Genomic DNA, 18,078 nt, shown 5'->3' on the forward strand with positions numbered 1-18,078 from the left:
GCAGCGTCCGCGCCATGGTGAGGTAATGATAATGAATCTGTACTCTACAACCTTGCGGCAATTAAATAAGAGAATTATTCCGTTTATTGTTATCTGCTATTTTGTGGCAAATCTCGATAAAACCAATATTTCCATCGCCGCACTGCAAATGAATGCCGACCTTGGACTGAGCGCCAGTATGTATGGTCTTGGGGTCGGGATGTTCTATATCTCATATATTATTTTCGAAATACCCAGCAACGTCATTATGACGAAGGTGGGGGCCAGGTTATGGATCGCCCGTATCATGATCACCTGGGGTATCGTCAGCGCTGGCATGTCGCTGGTACAGACGCCGACCCAGCTTTACGTTATGCGGTTTCTGCTGGGTATGGCGGAAGCGGGGTTCGCTCCGGGGATTATCTGGTATATCTCCTGCTGGTTCCCGAAGAGTAACCGGGCCAGGGCTATGTCATTCTTTTATATGGGTTCTGTCATGGCGTCGGTTATTGGTCTGCCGCTCTCCGGCTCATTGCTGAATATGCATGGCCTGGCGGATATCGCAGGCTGGCGTTGGCTGTTTGCCCTGGAGGGCATTCCGGCTATCGTTCTGGGGATTATGGTGCTGCGGTGGTTGCCGCAATCGCCGGACCAGGCGGCCTGGCTGAGTCCGCAGCAAAAGAGCTGGCTGACCCGCCAGTTGGCGCAGGATAACGCGGGCGCAGAGGTGAGCGATCACCGCTGGTGGCGGGCGTTGAAAGATAAAACCGTGTTGCTGCTTAGTCTGGTATGGTTCCTGCAGGCGTTTGGCACCATCGGTATTACCCTGTTTTTGCCCCTGATCATCAAAAGTATGGCCAGCGACAGCAGTAACCTGCTGGTGGGTGTCCTTTCGGGAATCCCCTTTATCTTCGCCTGCCTGTTTATGTACCTGAATGGTCGTCATTCCGATACCAGCGGCGAGCGCGCCCTGCATATGGGGCTACCGCTTATCCTTTCCGGGCTGGCGCTGGCGATGGCGGTATGGTCGCCGAGCCAGGGGCTGGCGTATTTGCTGCTAATCCTGACGGTGGGGCTTAACTTTGCCCTGACGCCAGTGTTCTGGGCCGTCACTACCGAAAAACTGGCGGGCGTGGCGGCTGCGGCTTCCATCGCGTTTATCAACACCATCGCCAACTTTGTTGGACTGGGGCTGCCGCCGGTTCTGGGGCGGATAAAGGATCTGACCAACAGCTACCATTCAGGGCTGATGATTGTGGCGGCAGCGCTGGTGCTGGGCGGTATTCTGGGGGTAATCGTTGCTCGTCCGGGGCGGCATCAGGCAGCAAAAGGCGCGGCAACGCGTATCTGAGGAATCATCATGACGAAGCAAAAGGTACTGAAGCAGGCGGGCCTGCCGGATGCGCTAACGGCGGAACTGGCGGAACGCTACGACCTGTATGACTATGACGCGCTGACGCCGGTTGAAGCGCAAACGCTGGCGGAAAGTTGCGAAGTGGCCATTACCAACGGCGAGGCGGTAGTCTCCCGGGCGTTTATTGCCTCCATGCCCGCGCTAAAGCTGATTGCCGTATTTGGTGTGGGCTATGACGGCGTGGATGTGGCCGCGGCGCGCGAATATGGCGTGACCGTTACCCATACGCCGGGCGTGCTGACCGATGATGTAGCCGATCTGGCCATGGGGTTAATGCTGGCGACGTCGCGACGCATTGTCGCGGCCCAGAAATTTATCGAACGCGGCGGCTGGCGGGATGGCGGTTTTACGTGGACGCGTAAAGTCAGCGGCGCCCGGCTGGGAATTGTCGGCATGGGGCGGATTGGTCAGACCCTGGCCCGCCGGGCCAGAGGGTTTGATATGACGATCGCGTACTATAACCGTACGCCGGTTGCCGGCCCCGACTGGCAACGGGTTGAGGATCTGAGCGCACTGGCGGCTGACAGCGACTTTCTGGTGGTTTGTATTCCCGGAGGCGAAGAAACCCGGGGGCTTATTGGTAGCAAGGTGCTGGCGGCGCTGGGGCCGGAAGGGATTCTGATTAACATTGGGCGCGGCAGCGTGGTGGATGAAGCGGCGCTGATAAAGGCGCTGGACGCGGGGACTCTCGCCGGCGCTGGGCTGGATGTGTTTGCCTGTGAGCCGGAAGTGCCAGAGGCGCTCCAGGGGCGCGATAATGTGGTGATTACGCCCCATATGGCGAGCGCCACGCACGATACCCGGGCTCAGATGTCCCGGCTGGTTCTGGACAACGTAGCGGCCTGGTTTGAGACGGGAAGGGCGGTCACGCCAGTGGCATAACAATAGGTTTTTGGTTCAGGATCTTCTACCCTATACAGCGATCAGGGTCGGGAGATTATCCACGTGAAACAGCTTACCTTTGCTAAGCGCAACCATCAGCTTACCAATATCAACGCCTGGACGCCGGACAGCCGCTGGCTGGCTTTCGATGTTCGCCCGTCCGGCGCGTCCTTTACCGGCCAGACCATCGAGCGGGTTAATGTGGAAAGCGGTGAGATCGAGGTGCTTTATCGGGCGCCCCAGGGGGCTCATGTCGGCGTGGTGACGGTGAATCCACACGCACCTGACCGCTATGTCTTTATCCATGGGCCCGAGAATCCCGATGCTGCCTGGCGGTACGACTTTCATCACCGGCGCGGCGTGGTAGTGGAAGGGGGGCGGGCGACTAATCTGGATGCGATGGATATCACCGAACCCTATACGCCCGGCGCCCTGCGTGGTGGCAGCCACGTTCACGTCTGGAGCCCGGACGGTAGCCGACTCAGCTTTACCTATAATGACCACGTGTTGCATGAGCGCTGTCCGGCGCTCGATTTGCGCAACGTCGGCGTGGCGCTGCCGTTCGGCCCGGTCACGCCGCCGCAAAGCCATCCGCGGGAATACGGCGGTAGCCACTGGTGCGCGCTGGTCAGCCATACCACGCCGACGCCGCGCCCGGGCAGTGATGATATCAGCCGCGCCTATGAAGAGGGCTGGGTAGGGAATCAGGGCTATCTGAAGCCAGACGGTACGCGTCAACGCTGGGCGCTGGCCTTTATTGGCGATACCTGCGATCGCCATGGCGGCAGGGTGCCGGAGCTGTTTATTGTCGATCTTCCCGAGGATGAGGCGGCATGGAAGCGTCCCGGTATGTCGCCGCTGGCGGGAACACCCACGACAATGCCGGCACCGCCGGATGGCGTTGCGCAACGTCGACTGACCTTTACTCACCATTTTAGCCATCCCGGGCTGGTCAATTCGCCGCGCCACTGGGTACGCAGCGATCCTGGCGGTGCAAACCTGGCGTTCCTGATGGGTGATGCGAATGGCGTGGCGCAATTGTGGCTGATGTCTCCCAATGGCGGCGAACCGCGACAGCTAACGCACGGGTTGCAGGGAGTGGATTCCGCCTTTAACTGGCATCCGTCGGGCCGGGCGCTGGGCTTTGTTCAGGGAAAACGTATTGTACTGTGCGATGCCAATAGCGGGGCGATTACGCCATTGACCGAGCCGCTTGCGGTGCCGCCGTCTGCCGATGCGGTTGTTTTCTCACCGGATGGTCGTCACATTGCCTGGATGCAGGAGGTGGAAGGCTTCCGGCAACTGTTTATGACTCCGACCGACGATTGATCAGGAAGCAGGAGGAATCGCGGAGTTAGTGGCGAGGTTTTTGCTTTCGCTCTCTTCAACCCGGGATTTGATGGATTTGTCGGTGCGGAAGGCATCCCAGGGGATCAATACCGTATCCATTACTGCGGTAAACGGCATATCCAGCGCGACCAATGGTTTCATCCCCCAGCTGGTTTCGTCATCCTTTAACATCTTGTAGCTGGCGCGGGTGCCGGGGTAGTAACCCAGTTCACCGCCGCCAGTATGGCTCATGACGCTGGAACATCCACACATAGCAGTAACTGCGCTGCTGAGCAGGAGCTTCTGAAAGGATCTTTTCATTTTCACTCTCTTCCGTTGGGAGACATATACCCGTCATATTTCAGGCTGCAGATGCGTCGCTGCTTCTGGCTGTAGTCTAAGCAAAGATAAGCGCGGCGACAAAAAAATCTCCATCCTGCCTTGAAAATTTGCGAGGCGACGCCACTTAAAAAGTGTGGCCAATTGAGGCGCTTGCCGACAGGGAGCGCGGGCCATCCGGTCTGTCCGACAGGAAGACTTTTATTTATCTCGCTGATTTCAGGAGCAAACTCATGCGTAATTTTGATTTATCCCCCCTTTATCGTTCCGCTATTGGTTTCGATCGCCTGTTCAACCTGCTGGAAAACAATCAGAGTCAGAGCAACGGTTATCCTCCGTACAACGTTGAGCTGGTCGATGAGAACCACTACCGCATCGCTATCGCCGTGGCTGGCTTCGCCGAAAGCGAACTGGATATCACTGCGCAGGATAACCTGCTGGTGGTGAAAGGCGCCCATGCCACTGAGCAGAAAGAGCGGACCTATCTCTACCAGGGCATTGCCGAGCGCAACTTCGAGCGCAAATTCCAGCTGGCGGAAAATATTCACGTTCGCGGCGCGAATCTGGTGAATGGCCTGCTGTACATCGATCTGGAACGCGTGATTCCGGAAGCGATGAAACCGCGTCGCATCGAAATTAACTAATTTTCCGGGTTGGCTACAGGGCCGGCCCATACTCACTGCTTGCCGAATTCGGGAGCAGACGCTGGTGCCAGGGGCACCGGTGCAACATGACTCGCTTCAAAGAAGGAGAAATGCCATGCGTAACTTTGATCTTTCACCGCTGCTGCGTCAGTGGATAGGCTTCGACAAACTCGCTAATGCGCTGCAAAGCGCCGGTGATGCTCAGGGCTTCCCCCCGTATAACATCGAAAAGAGCGATGATAACCACTATCGCATCACTCTGGCGCTGGCCGGTTTCCGCCAGGAGGACCTGGATGTGGAGCTGGAAGGCACCCGGCTGAGCGTGAAAGGGACGCCTCCGGCACAGGAAGGCGAAACCCACTGGCTGCATCAGGGGCTGGTGACTCAGCCGTTCAGCCTGAGCTTTACCCTGGCTGAACATATGGAAGTCTCCGGCGCGACCTTTACCAATGGTCTGCTGCATATTGACCTGACTCGCAACATTCCGGAAGCCATTGCTCCGCAGCGTATTGCTATCAGTGAACGCCCGGCGCTGAATAGCTGATTCGCTGTATGACGAAAGAAAGCTTCCATCCGGGAGCTTGAGACTGTTGATAAACCTGGGACGAACGCGTTCGGCCAGAAGCCCAGAAAAATAAACAAGGAAAATCAATTCATTGATTTTCGACTGATAAACCCAAAGAGGGAAAAACCCCGTTTTTTCCCTCTTTGTCATCAACCTGAAGCTCCCATCCGGGAGCTTTTTTGTGCGCTGACCCCCTGTTCATTTGGGGAGGCTCTGTCAGAATCCCTTTTAACAGTATGGTTTACAGGGAAGTCTGATGAGCGGAATCGCATTAACGGTTAGCGTACTGGCGCTGGTGGCCGTCGTCGGGTTGTGGATTGGCAGTATCAAAGTCCGTGGTATCGGTATGGGCATTGGCGGTGTGCTGTTCGGTGGCATTATCGTCGGCCATTTTGTCGATAACGCCGGGCTGACGCTCAATGCCGATATGCTGCACGTATTACAGGAGTTCGGCCTGATTCTGTTCGTGTATACCATCGGCATCCAGGTGGGGCCGGGTTTTTTTTCCTCACTGCGAGTTTCCGGACTGCGGCTTAATCTGTTCGCCATTCTTATTGTGCTGCTGGGGGCGTTGGTCACTGCGGCGCTACACGTTTTTTTCGCCGTGCCGCTGCCGGTTATCCTGGGAATTTTCTCTGGCGCGGTCACTAATACTCCGGCGTTGGGGGCCGGGCAGCAGATTCTGAGCGACCTTGGTATGCCGACAACGCAGGTCGATATGATGGGTATGAGCTATGCCATGGCTTACCCCTTTGGGATCTGCGGTATTCTGCTTACCATGTGGCTGATTCGCCTGACGTTTCGGATCAACCTTGAGCAGGAAGCCAGCCAGTTTGAAGCGAGCTGCGGCAGCGGTCAGGAACGTCTGCATACGCTCAATATTCGGGTCGAGAATCCTAACCTTGATAATCTTGCCATTCAGGATGTGCCGCTGTTGAACAGCGACAGCCTGGTCTGTTCGCGCCTGAAGCGCGGCGAGCTTCTGATGGTGCCGTCTCCGGCAACCCGTTTACAGAACGGCGATTTGCTGCACCTGGTGGGTAAAGAGCGGGATCTGCACGATGCGCAGCTGATTATCGGCAAAGAGGTGGCGACTTCGCTTTCCACTCGCGGTAGCGACCTGCGGGTGGAGCGGGTAGTGGTGACTAACGAGCGGGTGTTAGGAAAACGAATCCGCGATCTTAACTACAAGCAGCGTTACGATGTGGTGATTTCGCGCCTGAATCGAGCCGGTGTTGAGCTGGTGGCTGGGAGCGGCGCCAGCTTGCAGTTTGGCGATATCCTGACGCTGGTCGGCAGGCCGGGATCGATAGAAGCGGTGTCTGCGGAGATGGGGAATGCGCAGCAGAAGCTACAGCAGGTGCAGATGTTGCCGGTGTTTATCGGTATCGGTCTGGGCGTTCTGCTGGGCTCTATTCCGTTGTTTATCCCAGGTTTTCCGGCGGCGTTGCGTCTGGGGTTGGCCGGCGGGCCGTTGATTATGGCGATTATTCTGGGGCGTATTGGCAGTATTGGTCGCCTTTACTGGTTTATGCCGCCCAGCGCTAATCTGGCGTTGCGCGAGTTGGGCATCGTGCTGTTTCTGGCGGTGGTGGGGCTTAAATCCGGCGGTGACTTTCTGGATACCCTGGTTCAGGGCGACGGCCTGAGTTGGATCAGCTATGGTGTAGCGATTACTGCGTTGCCGTTGCTGGGGGTGGCGCTGCTGGCGCGTTTGTTCACCAGTATCAATTATCTGACCCTGTGTGGAATGCTGGCGGGCTCCATGACCGACCCTCCCGCGCTGGCGTTTGCCAATAACCTGCATGCTACCAGCGGCGCCGCGGCGCTCTCTTACGCCACGGTATATCCACTGGTGATGTTCCTGCGCATCATTACGCCTCAGTTACTGGTGGTGATGTTTTGGTAATTGTGGCGGTCCAGGAGGATGCGGATGGCTAAAATTACTATCCGTCGCTACGCTTCATTAAGGACTCAATTGCAACAAAGGGGATAACAGAAAATGCTCTATATCTTTGATTTAGGGAATGTCATTGTCGATATCGATTTCAGGCGCGTGCTGGGAGCTTGGAGCGATTTCAGCCGTATTCCCCTGGCGGAGCTGCAAAAGAGTTTTGTGATGGGAGAAACCTTTCACCGTCATGAACGCGGCGAAATCAGCGATGAAGAGTTTGCCAGCCAGCTGTGCCATGAGATGTCACTGCCTCTGAGCTATGAACAGTTTGCCACGGGATGGCAGGCCATTTTCGTGGCGTTGCGTCCGGAAGTGATTGATATCATGAACCGGTTGCGTGGGCAGGGGCACAGGGTGGTGGTACTCTCCAACACTAATCGCCTGCATACTACTTACTGGCCGGAACAGTATCCGGAAATTCAGAGTGCAGCGGATCGCATCTGGCTGTCTCAGGATATGGGAATGCGTAAGCCGGAGCCGGGAATTTACCAAAAAGTCCTTAAAGAAGAGGGCTTCTCCGCCGAAAAGACACTGTTCTTTGATGATAATGCTGACAATATTAACGGTGCCGAAGCGTGCGGAATCACCAGCATTCTGGTTACCGACAACCGCACCATTCCGGACTGGTTCGCCCGGCAGTAACCGTTCTGTTCTCTTTCCTCCTCGCGCTGATTTCATCCCCGTCTTGCCTGACGGGGAAATAGCTGTCACTCTCACAAACGGTTGTCCGTAAATAAGAAAGTGAAAATGATTGCATTAATTCAACGCGTCACCCGGGCTTCTGTCACCGTAGATCAGGAGACGACGGGTGAAATAGGCGCGGGACTTTTGGTTCTGCTGGGTGTCGAAAAAGAAGATAACCAACAAAAAGCCGATCGGCTCTGCGAGCGGGTGCTGGGTTACCGCATATTCGGCGATGAGCAGGGGAAAATGAATCTCAACGTGCGCCAGGCGGGCGGTAGTGTCCTGGTCGTGTCGCAGTTTACGCTGGCGGCGGATACCGAACGCGGCATGCGCCCGGGATTTTCGCGCGGGGCCGCGCCACAGCAGGCAGAAGCGCTGTACGACTATTTTGTCGAACGCTGTCGCAGTCAGGGGGTGGAAGCCGCAACCGGCCGCTTTGCTGCCGATATGCAGGTGTCGCTGGTCAATGATGGCCCGGTCACCTTCTGGCTACAGGTCTGATACGCCGTCGGCAGTTTCCGGCGGCGGCAACAGGAGAGAGCACGGTTATGTATTACCTTCGCGTACCAGAAACCGAAGAAGAACTCGAATGTTACTACCAGTTCCGCTGGGAGATGCTGCGTAAGCCGCTGCATCAGCCTAAAGGATCTGAACGGGATGCCTGGGACGCCATGGCGCATCATCAGATGGTCGTAGATGAAGAGGGAAATACCGTCGCCGTAGGGCGCCTCTACGTCAATGCCGAAAATGAAGCCTCTATTCGCTTTCTGGCCGTTCACCCTTCGGTCCAGGAAAAGGGGTTAGGAACGCTGGTGGCAATGACCCTGGAGTCGGTGGCGCGTCAGGAAGGGGTAAAGCGACTGACCTGCAGCGCTCGAGAAGATGCGATGGAGTTCTTTTCCCGGCTGGGGTTTGTGAACCAGGGCGAGATCACCACACCCCAGACCACGCCGGTACGTCACTTCCTGATGATTAAACCGATACAGACGCTGGATGATATTCTGCATCGCGCCGACTGGTGCGGCCAGCTACAGCAGGCCTGGTATCAGCATATTCCGCTAAGTGAAAAGATGGGCGTGCGCATTCAGCAATATACCGGTCAGAAATTTATAACTACTATGCCGGAAATCGGTAACCAGAATCCTAACCATACGCTGTTTGCCGGTAGCCTGTTTTCGATAGCCACTTTGACCGGCTGGGGGCTGATCTGGTTAATGCTGCGCGAGCGTCACCTGGGCGGCACCATCATTCTGGCGGATGCCCATATTCGCTATAGCCGCCCGATTAGCGGGCGCCCCAGCGCCGTGGCCGATCTGGGATCGCTGAGTGGCGATCTCGACCGCCTGGCGCGCGGGCGTAAGGCCCGGGTTCAGCTTGAAGTGACGCTCTACGGGGATGAAACCGCCGGGGCGGTCTTTGAAGGCATCTTTATTGTCCTCCCCGCGCGACCCTTTGGGCCGCTGGAGGAGGGAGGAAACGAAGAGGAGTAATCCTCAGGGGGCTGGCATGGCGGCCTGAGGCACCAGCGGCGGTTGTGGCGCAGGCGTGGGCGCATTGTCTGTAAGCTCGCCGTTAACCCGCTGCTGTTCCGTCTGGCGACCTTGCGTGTCGGTGACCTTCAACTGGCCGTTCAGGCCGGACTTCAGCGGTGTACCTGCCGCCAGGCTACCGTTCAGATTCAGCGTCATATTGCCGTTGCCCTTCTGGCCCGGTAGCGGCCAACCCCAGTGGCTCAACACATCGAGCGGCACGTTGCGGCCCTTCATCGTCAATGAGAACTGACGCTGTGGTAGCTGGGATACCGTGGCGCTGGCCTCCATCAGCCCTTCTCCGGCAAAAGCGCTCAGTTCGCTGACCCGAATCGCATCGGATGCCGCGTCCAGCTTGATTGAAGGATGACGGAGATCGGTACGATTAAAGGTGGCCGTGGCGGCGTTCAGATTCAGGGCGCCGGACCACAATCCCCACTGGCGATTGCGTACCAACTGGAGCTGGCTACCGCTGCCGTCCAGACCCGTAAGTTGGAACGGGAAGTCGGGATTGATATCGATCAGCAGGTTACGGCTGGCGGAGGCGCTTTTTACCGCGACGGTATTCAGCCATTCGGGCAGTTGCGTCTGCCACAGCGAGCGCCAGTTTTCGGGCAGCGTATATTCAACGCCCGCCAGTACCAGTTCGTTGAGCGCCAGAGTCTGACTGGCGCGCTGCCATTCGCCGCTCGTGCGCACCATACCGTTTTCCCAGCGTGAGGTGAACTGGCGCAGTTTCACGCCACCGGGCGCGAGATCGGCGTTAAAGATGGGGTCGAACAGATGCAGTCTGCCGTAGATAAATTCGCTGGCATTTAATGACAGGGTGCCGTCGTCGCTACGCCATGCACCGCGATTCAGTGTGACATTACGCAGATTCATATCCAGATCGGTCACGGCCCATCCCGGTCCCTGGAGGCGGGCATCGGTCACATCCATATTGTTGATTTTCACCGAAGCCAGATCGGTTACCGGTTTCAGGAGTTCGCCTGGCGACTTGTCGGACTGCAGGCGAATATTGTTCAGGCGTAGCGTGTTGATCAGCCAGTGGCCGCTGACATCACGCCGGGCGCTGGCGGTCAGCGTGCCGCGCGACAGATCGGCGCCAATGGTGGTCAGCGTCAGGTTGCGGTCGCGGATATTGCCCTGAACCAGAACGTTACGCGCCGGTATGCCATTCAGCGTTATTTCTCCTGCGCTTATTTCTATCTGCGCCTGCTTACCCAATGGATAACCCGCTTCCGGTAGCCAGGGGCTGATGCCGCCGTTGATCTGGTGTCCGCTCAACTGCCATGGATCTCCTGAGCGGTTTAGCGCCATTCGGTTCAGGCGCAGAGTATCGGCCTGCAACGGAACGGAAAGCGGGCGATTGTTCAGATTCAGGGTACCGTCGATGAGCGTGAGAGAGGCAACGTGGCGCGGCCTGGTCAACTGACGGCTGCTAAGACCGATATCCACGCTTTTCGCCACCAGAGAGGCCGGGTGGCCATTTTGCCCGAAGCTGACGTTATCCAGCACCAGATGGGTTGGGGAGGCCCAGCGGTGATCCAGACGATCGAAAGTCAGGTGATAGCGGCTGTTTTCGTTGATCCAACGGGTGACCTGGCTCGCCCCCCAGCGGGTTTGTACCACGATATACAGCGCCACAATCACCAGAATAATGGCGACAAGTAGCGTAACGATCAGTTTTTTAAGCAATGTGATTACCTCCATCCCCGGGGAAGCCTACAGGCTGTTATGCACGATTTAACGCATCGGCTCAAGAAGGAGAATCTCAAACAAAAACGGCGGGCGGTGAACAGAGTGTGCCACCGCCCGCCGTTTCAGGCCAGAAAGAACCGAAACGTTATGACTGTTTTTCCTGCTCCGGCGGGAAAATCAGGTTCAGCACAATGGCGGTGATACCCCCGGCGGCAATCCCGGAAGAGAGCAGATTTTTCACCCAGTCCGGGGCGAACTGCAGAATCAGCGGCTGTTGAGATACGCCAAGGCCAACGGCCAGAGACAGGGCGATAATCATGATGGCGCGGCGGTTCAGCGGCTCGCGAGAGACGATACGCACGCCCGAGGCCGCAATGGTCCCGAACATCACGATGGTGGCCCCGCCCAGCACCGGCTCCGGAATATGCTGCACAAAACCGCTAACGGCCGGGAACAGACCCAGTACCATTAGCATCAGCGCCACCACAAAGCCCACGTAACGGCTGGCGACGCCGGTCAGCTGAATAACACCATTATTCTGACCAAAGCAGGAGTTCGGGAAGGTATTAAAGATGGCCGATACGAAGGAGTTTAGACCGTTCGCCAGCACGCCTCCCTTCAGGCGTTTCATATAGACCGGGCCGGAGACCGGCTGTTCGGACACATCGGAAGTGGCGGTAATATCGCCGATGGTTTCCAGCGAAGTGATCATAAAGACCAGCATCAGCGGCAACAGCAGATTCCAGTCGATGCCCAGGCCATAATAAAGCGGGGTCGGCACCATAAACAGCGAGGTGTTGGTCGGTGTGGTATCTGCCGGTAGCATATCCATTCCCCAGGCAATCAGGTAGCCAATCGCCATGGCGATCACCAGCGACGAGATACGCAGATAGGGGTTACGCTGACGGTTAAGCAGAATAATGGTCAGCAGCACCGCACCAGCCAGCAGCAGGTTTTTCGGTGCGCCAAAGGTGTGATCGTTCATCGCCGCATAGCCGCCGCCGATAGAGGTCAGCCCTACCTGAATCAGCGACAGGCCGATTATCATCACCACCACACCGGAAACCAGCGGCGTAATAATGCGGCGCGCCAGGTGAAGTACCCGGGAAATAATCATCTCGGTACAGCTGGCCAGCATCAGCGTGCCGAACAGCGCAGCCATCATGCTGGGTACATCGGCGCCGCCGTTCTTCAGCGCCAGGCCGCCCATAATCAACGGAGACACAAAGTTAAAGCTGGTTCCCTGAATCGACAGCAGGCCGGAACCAACTGGTCCCCATGCTTTGATCTGGATAATGGATGCAACGCCGGAGGCAAACAGCGACATACTGATAATGTGCTGAGTATCGGAAGCGGGCAGGCCCAGCGCCTGGCAGATTAGCAGAGCGGGGGTAATGACGGCGACGAACATCGCCAGCAAATGCTGCAGGGCAGCAAACAGCGTCTGGGGCAGTGGCGGTCGGTCTTCCAGACGATAGATTAATTCGCTGGTGCTGGTCCGGGTTACCGGTGGCGCATTTTCCGGTTTAGCGGCTTTGGCGTTGGCGGACATTAAAACAATCCCATAGTGGAAAAGCGGTGATTTTATCGGAGTGTGACGGGTAAAAGCAAACGATTGCTTTGCGGAAGTGCAAATATTTAAAACTGCAAAACAGGACTTTTATATAACTTTTGACCACTTTTTGTTTAGAATCCGGTTCCTGTTATTAAAACACAGAGAAAAACAGGGGAAGTGTTTCGCGTTTGAGCGAAACGTTGTGCGATAAAGGAGCTCACTATGTTTCACCTCGACACCCTCTCCACCCTCGTAGCCGCTACGCTGGTTCTGTTGCTCGGACGTAAACTGGTCCAGGGCGTTCCTGTTTTAAAGAAATACACTATTCCTGAACCGGTTGCGGGCGGTTTGCTGGTGGCGTTAGCGCTACTGGTGCTGAAACTGAGCATCGGATGGGAAATCGACTTTGATATGAGTCTGAAAGACCCGTTAATGTTGGCTTTCTTTGCGACCATTGGCTTGAATGCTAACCTGGCCAGTCTGCGTTCCGGCGGCAAGGTACTGGGTACCTTCCTGATTGTGGTGGTGGGACTGTTGCTGATGCAGAACGCTATTGGCATCGGTATGGCCAGCCTGCTGGGGTTGGATCCGCTGATGGGGCTGCTGGCGGGTTCAATAACCCTGTCCGGTGGTCACGGAACCGGTGCGGCATGGAGTAAGCTGTTTGTTGAGCGCTATGGTTTTGAAAATGCGACCGAAGTCGCTATGGCCTGCGCTACCTTTGGCCTGGTGCTGGGGGGGTTGATCGGCGGTCCGGTGGCCCGCTTCCTGGTGAAGCACTCCTCCACGCCGGAAGGCATGCCGGACGACAGCGAGACGCCGAGCGCATTCGAAAAACCGGCCATTGGCCGCATGATTACTTCGCTGGTGCTGGTGGAAACCATTGCGCTGATTGCAATCTGTCTGACCGTGGGTAAAGTGGTTGCGCAACTGCTGCAGGGCACGGTCTTTGAGTTGCCAACCTTCGTTTGTGTTCTGTTTATTGGGGTTATCCTCAGCAATACCCTGGCATTCCTGGGGTTCTATCAGGTTTTCGATCGAGCGGTCTCTGTTCTGGGCAACGTCTGTTTGTCGCTATTCCTGGCGATGGCGTTAATGAGCCTCAAGCTGTGGGAACTGGCGTCGTTGGCGCTGCCGATGCTGGTGATTCTGGCGACCCAGACGCTGTTTATGGCGCTGTACGCCATCTTTGTGACCTGGCGATTTATGGGTAAGAACTACGATGCAGCGGTTCTGGCGGCAGGTCACTGCGGCTTTGGCCTGGGGGCGACCCCGACGGCAATCGCCAATATGCAGGCCATTACAGAGCGTTTTGGTCCGTCCCATATGGCCTTCCTGGTGGTGCCGATGGTCGGTGCTTTCTTTATTGATATCGTGAACGCACTGGTGATTAAGCTCTATCTGCTGCTGCCGATTTTTGGCTAGCAAAGGGCATTATCGCTATTCGAAACGGGTTGTGGGCAACGAAGTCCGCAACCTGGTGGTGAATCTCCCCCCACCCTGTGAGCTGTACGCTGGCAGGGTGTTTTTTTATGCGACGCATAAATACCCGAAAAAGAGCCAGTTATAATGTCGTAGCCCGTTATTCTGTAATCTATGGCTACAGATAGTGGAATAGATTAATCATATAACTGAATTTATCTATTCATGTTGAATTTTCCTGGTGATTAAAAGGTATTCTTGTTTTTCCATATATTATTATATGGTGAAGCTGTTGATTAGGTCGTTATGGCGGAGAAATACCTTTTTTATGGTGAATAATAAAATGCCGAGGGTATTTATAAGGTAATAATGAGAGAGTGTTTCTTAAAGGGTGTCTGTTTTTTGTCGATAAATCTTAATTATTACTCCTGGGTTGTGATTTTGTTTAAGTCCGTTTTCGGACTTTGATGAAGGAATTATTGAACTATTTTAGTTTTACTCTGCATAATCTAAGGCGCAATAAGGAAAATTGATGGATCAACTTGCTTACTTCCCTGAGGAGGGGATGACCCAATGCACATGTGGAAAAATAAGCCTGTAATATCTCAAATAGCATTAGCTTGTACTTTGGCAATCGCTTCTCAGGCAAATGCAAAGGATGTTTCCGGCTCAACTTATAATACCTTTGGTTATGATGATACTGCAGCGACGCCCTGGTATTATGGTTATGCTAACTGGAAAGATGCCGGTACAACATACGGAAATGGAATCTATCCGGTTATAAAGGGTTCTACCGTTAATGGTGTTATTTCAACATACTATCTTGAAAATGGTGGTGCAGATTCACATAAGCTGTCTATCTCCAATAGTACAATCAATGGGATGATTACTTCCCATTGTATGACTACTGAGTGTGCGAGTGGCGTTGATGCAGATGGCACTAACCATATGCAATACAAGCGTTTTGAATTAACGGTGGATAACTCCACTATCAACGATATCTATGAGCATTACGCTTATACCACCACATCGGGTTCAACGACGACGGATGCTTACTGGGATACTTACCACCTGGGCAATGCGATTACGCTGGACGTTGAATCCGATATTGTTATCCAAAACAACTCTCATATTGCAGGTATTACTCTGACGCAGGGTTATCATCAACTGGATAATACGCCTTATGATAGCGTAGAGGGTATTGCTAATAATAATAAAATTTTCACCAATACACTGGTGGTGAAGGATTCTGTCCTGACTTCTGGCGCCTATAGCGATCTTGGCACTAAAGGTTTCTATGGTCAGAGTGCTAAGCCGAGCGACTATGCCCATAGCGGAGCGAGTGCCCTGGACGATGCAGCGCTTATTGTGACAGCGGCCAGCGATGCCGATAACGCCATGCAGACGAAGGCGACCTTCGATCATGCCACTATCACCGGGGATATTCTTTTCACCAGTACTTTCGACAACAATTTTTATCGAAATGGCGATCCTGCTACTGACACCACCAGTGACGGAGTTTACAACCCGACGACAAACGGCTGGGACGATACTGATAAACTGGATGTCACTCTGAACAATGGCAGTAAATGGGTGGGGGCGGCGCAGTCTAGGGTAGAGGCTATTTCCACCTCGCAAATGTATGGTTGGGGTTATACCGGAGTTGACTGGCGGGAGCTGAAACCGAACAGCATCTGGCCTGATTCGATTTTTGATGCTAATGGCCATGTCTCAGGTAATGAAGTTTATCAGAGTGGCCTCTTTAACGTTAAGTTGGATAACGGCTCTGAGTGGGAAACGCGTAAGTCTTCCAACATCGATACCCTGACGGTTGATCGTGAGTCTAAGGTTGATGTGAAAAGTTCATCCCTGCTGGCAGACAGCATCACTCTGTCAAATGGTTCTACGCTGAGTATCCGCGATGAGGGGGAGGTGGCAACACACCATCTTAAGCTGGACAGCTATAGTCGTGCGCACTTAACCGAAGAGACTGCGGAACTGTATGCCAATACCATTACGGTGGATAACCGTGCGGAGCTGGCTCTGGGTCTTGGTCAGGTTGATACCCATAAGATGGTTCTGACCGATGGTGGTGTACTGAATGTTGCAAGCCGCAATTATGTTCTGAACTCCGATCTGCACAATGAGCGTTATGCGACGAACGATATTCACAAAGCTGAATATGATTACGGCGTTATTGCGCTTAATTCTAATGGTCATCTGGCCGTTAACGGCACTACAACTGGCAACTATAAGGTCCGCATTGATAATGCGACCGGTGCGGGTTCAGTTGCCGATTATAAAAACAATGAAGTCATCCGTGTTTACAACGACAACAAGGGCGATTACGTCAAATTCACCGCGGCAAATCAGGCGGATTTGGGGGCTTATCGCTACGAAGCTCGTCAGACAGGTGATACCGTTGCTCTGCACCAGGGAAGGCTGACCGACTACGCCAATATGGCCCTGAGCATTCCATCTGCTAATACCAATATCTGGAATCTGCAGCAGGATACTCTCGATGCTCGTTTGACCAACGGCCGTCATGGGCTGATGGATAATGGCGGAGCCTGGGTAAGCTATTTGGGCGGTAACTTTGACGCCAATAACGGCACTATCCAGTACGATCAGGATGTCCATGGCATCATGGTCGGTCTGGATACCCTGGTTGATGGCAACTATGCGAAATGGACAGTTGGTGCGGCCGCTGGCTTTGCTAAAGGTGACGTAAGCAATCGTACTGGCAAGGTCGATCAGGACAGCCAGACTGCATATGTCTACTCTTCTGCACGCTTCGCCAATGATGTGTTCGTTAATGGTTCTTTGAACTACTCGCGCTTCAGTAACGATCTCTCCGCAACGATGAGCAATGGGCATTCTGTGGATGGCGACACCACCTCTGATGCCTGGGGCTTTGGTTTGAAGTTGGGCTATGACTGGAAACCGAACGCGTCAGGTTATGTTACTCCGTATGCGGCTGTTTCCGGTCTGTTCCAGTCCGGCGATGACTACCAGGTGAGTAATAACATGCGTGTTGGCAGTCAGTCTTATGACAGCCTGCGTTATGAATTGGGTGTTGATGCGGGTTACACTTTTAATTATGGTGGCGACCAGGCATTCACGCCGTACGCCAGGCTGGCTTATGTTCATGATGATGCTGATAATAACACCAGAGTTAACGGCGATAAGATCAAGAATGATGTAGACGGTTCTGCGGTACGCGTTGGTTTGGGTACTCAGTTTAGCTTCACCAAAAACTTCAGTGCTTATGCTGATGCTACTTACCTTGGTGGTGGTGACGTTGACCAGAACTGGGGCGCAAACCTGGGTGTGAAATATACCTGGTAATATCTGAAGAAGTTGGCGCGGAGAGGGGTACTCTCCGCGCATATTAGTAATGAGAATGTCATAGTCGGATACAGATACCTATAGCTATGAGGTCTGCATGAATCGAGAGACTAAACCAATTCCTGAATTCACCAGACTTGAGCAGTGCCTGTTAGCTAGTGGGGTAGTATTTGAATTGTCAGAACAGCGAGTTATCTACAACGACTGTTATGACGAAGAGTTTTACACACTGGTTCTTCAGAAGGGAAGTGTTGCTATCCATCGTCAGCAGGATGATTTGCTGTTGGAAATTGTCACTGCTCCTTTTATCTTTGGTCTGAATGAAGGGATGATGGAAAGCGGTATGAAATATACGCTGATAACGCAATCAGCCTGTACCGGTTTTTATCTTCCTGCGCAAACGGCGCGTAATATTATCCAACACTCCCACCTCTGGCGCGAAGCGTTTTGCTGGCTGTCATGGATTAATCGTCTGTTAGAAATCCGTGACGGGCAATTGATTGGTAGCAACTCTTACGGTCAGATTCGGGCTACGCTGCTGGATATGGCTAACTGGGATGAAGTACTACGTTCACAGATTGGCGTTATGGCCTATATTCAGCGCCGTACACGTATTTCACGCTCTGTGATTGCCGATGTGCTGGCGGCATTGAGAAAAGGAAACTACATCAATATGAAGCAGGGAAAGTTGGTGAGTATTAGTCATCTTCCTGTGGAGTATTGAACGCGTATT

General features: G+C 54.3%; 15 protein-coding genes. 12 read left to right on the forward strand and 3 right to left on the reverse strand.

The genetic code is table 11. From position 1 onward, the window contains the following. Positions 1-25 precede the first annotated feature (25 nt). The 3 genes from SCU88_RS00060 (at position 26) to SCU88_RS00070 (ending at position 3,604) form a co-directional block, all read left to right on the forward strand. A complete protein-coding gene (locus SCU88_RS00060) occupies positions 26-1,330 on the forward strand; it encodes an MFS transporter (protein ID WP_138095078.1) in 1,305 nt (434 codons plus the stop codon). 9 nt (positions 1,331-1,339) lie between these two features. Further along, positions 1,340-2,275, forward strand: a complete 936-nt coding sequence (locus tag SCU88_RS00065; protein WP_175341325.1) for an NAD(P)-dependent oxidoreductase — start codon at positions 1,340-1,342, stop codon at positions 2,273-2,275. Positions 2,276-2,338: 63 nt separating this feature from the next. Further along, positions 2,339-3,604, forward strand: coding sequence for a DUF3748 domain-containing protein (locus tag SCU88_RS00070; RefSeq protein ID WP_175341324.1), 1,266 nt, complete (start codon positions 2,339-2,341; stop codon positions 3,602-3,604). On the opposite strand, the gene SCU88_RS00075 is transcribed toward SCU88_RS00070, so the two are convergent. Further along, complete coding sequence (locus SCU88_RS00075; RefSeq protein WP_138095081.1) at positions 3,605-3,925, reverse strand: YceK/YidQ family lipoprotein; 321 nt, start codon at positions 3,923-3,925, stop codon at positions 3,605-3,607. Between the two features lie 251 nt (positions 3,926-4,176). On the opposite strand from SCU88_RS00075, the gene ibpA reads away from it, so the two are divergent. The 6 genes from ibpA (at position 4,177) to fabY (ending at position 9,280) form a co-directional block, all read left to right on the forward strand. After that, positions 4,177-4,587, forward strand: coding sequence for a small heat shock chaperone IbpA (ibpA, locus tag SCU88_RS00080; protein ID WP_138095082.1), 411 nt, complete (start codon positions 4,177-4,179; stop codon positions 4,585-4,587). A gap of 115 nt (positions 4,588-4,702) precedes the next feature. Beyond that, positions 4,703-5,131 (forward strand): small heat shock chaperone IbpB, encoded by a 429-nt coding sequence (gene ibpB / locus SCU88_RS00085; protein WP_138095083.1) that lies wholly within the window; start codon positions 4,703-4,705, stop codon positions 5,129-5,131. Positions 5,132-5,408: 277 nt separating this feature from the next. Beyond that, complete coding sequence (locus SCU88_RS00090; protein ID WP_175341323.1) at positions 5,409-7,061, forward strand: putative transporter; 1,653 nt, start codon at positions 5,409-5,411, stop codon at positions 7,059-7,061. Between the two features lie 93 nt (positions 7,062-7,154). Beyond that, the gene (gene yihX, locus SCU88_RS00095) at positions 7,155-7,748 is read left to right on the forward strand and encodes a glucose-1-phosphatase (protein ID WP_175341322.1); all 594 of its coding nucleotides are present in this window, start codon (positions 7,155-7,157) and stop codon (positions 7,746-7,748) included. Between the two features lie 105 nt (positions 7,749-7,853). After that, on the forward strand, positions 7,854-8,291 hold the full coding sequence (gene dtd, locus SCU88_RS00100; protein ID WP_138095086.1) for a D-aminoacyl-tRNA deacylase: 438 nt from the start codon (positions 7,854-7,856) through the stop codon (positions 8,289-8,291). Positions 8,292-8,338: 47 nt separating this feature from the next. Continuing rightward, on the forward strand, positions 8,339-9,280 hold the full coding sequence (gene fabY, locus SCU88_RS00105; protein ID WP_138095087.1) for a fatty acid biosynthesis protein FabY: 942 nt from the start codon (positions 8,339-8,341) through the stop codon (positions 9,278-9,280). Positions 9,281-9,283: 3 nt separating this feature from the next. Here the strand turns inward: fabY and SCU88_RS00110 are convergent, their stop codons facing one another. Then, positions 9,284-11,023 (reverse strand): AsmA family protein, encoded by a 1,740-nt coding sequence (locus tag SCU88_RS00110; protein WP_175341364.1) that lies wholly within the window; start codon positions 11,021-11,023, stop codon positions 9,284-9,286. 142 nt (positions 11,024-11,165) lie between these two features. Continuing rightward, positions 11,166-12,572 carry a nucleobase:cation symporter-2 family protein gene (locus SCU88_RS00115; RefSeq protein WP_138095089.1) on the reverse strand — a complete coding sequence of 469 codons (1,407 nt, stop codon included), beginning with the start codon at positions 12,570-12,572 and terminating at the stop codon, positions 11,166-11,168. 225 nt (positions 12,573-12,797) lie between these two features. Here SCU88_RS00115 and gltS point away from each other — a divergent pair, with 225 nt between their 5' ends. The 3 genes from gltS (at position 12,798) to SCU88_RS00130 (ending at position 18,069) form a co-directional block, all read left to right on the forward strand. Then, on the forward strand, positions 12,798-14,000 hold the full coding sequence (gene gltS, locus SCU88_RS00120) for a sodium/glutamate symporter (RefSeq protein WP_138095090.1): 1,203 nt from the start codon (positions 12,798-12,800) through the stop codon (positions 13,998-14,000). Between the two features lie 570 nt (positions 14,001-14,570). Continuing rightward, complete coding sequence (locus SCU88_RS00125) at positions 14,571-17,345, forward strand: autotransporter outer membrane beta-barrel domain-containing protein (RefSeq protein WP_175341321.1); 2,775 nt, start codon at positions 14,571-14,573, stop codon at positions 17,343-17,345. A gap of 97 nt (positions 17,346-17,442) precedes the next feature. Then, positions 17,443-18,069 (forward strand): helix-turn-helix domain-containing protein, encoded by a 627-nt coding sequence (locus tag SCU88_RS00130; protein WP_175341320.1) that lies wholly within the window; start codon positions 17,443-17,445, stop codon positions 18,067-18,069. Positions 18,070-18,078 lie beyond the last annotated feature (9 nt).

The organism is Jejuibacter sp. L23 (assembly GCF_050815825.1).
Lineage (GTDB): Bacteria > Pseudomonadota > Gammaproteobacteria > Enterobacterales > Enterobacteriaceae > Jejubacter > Jejubacter calystegiae.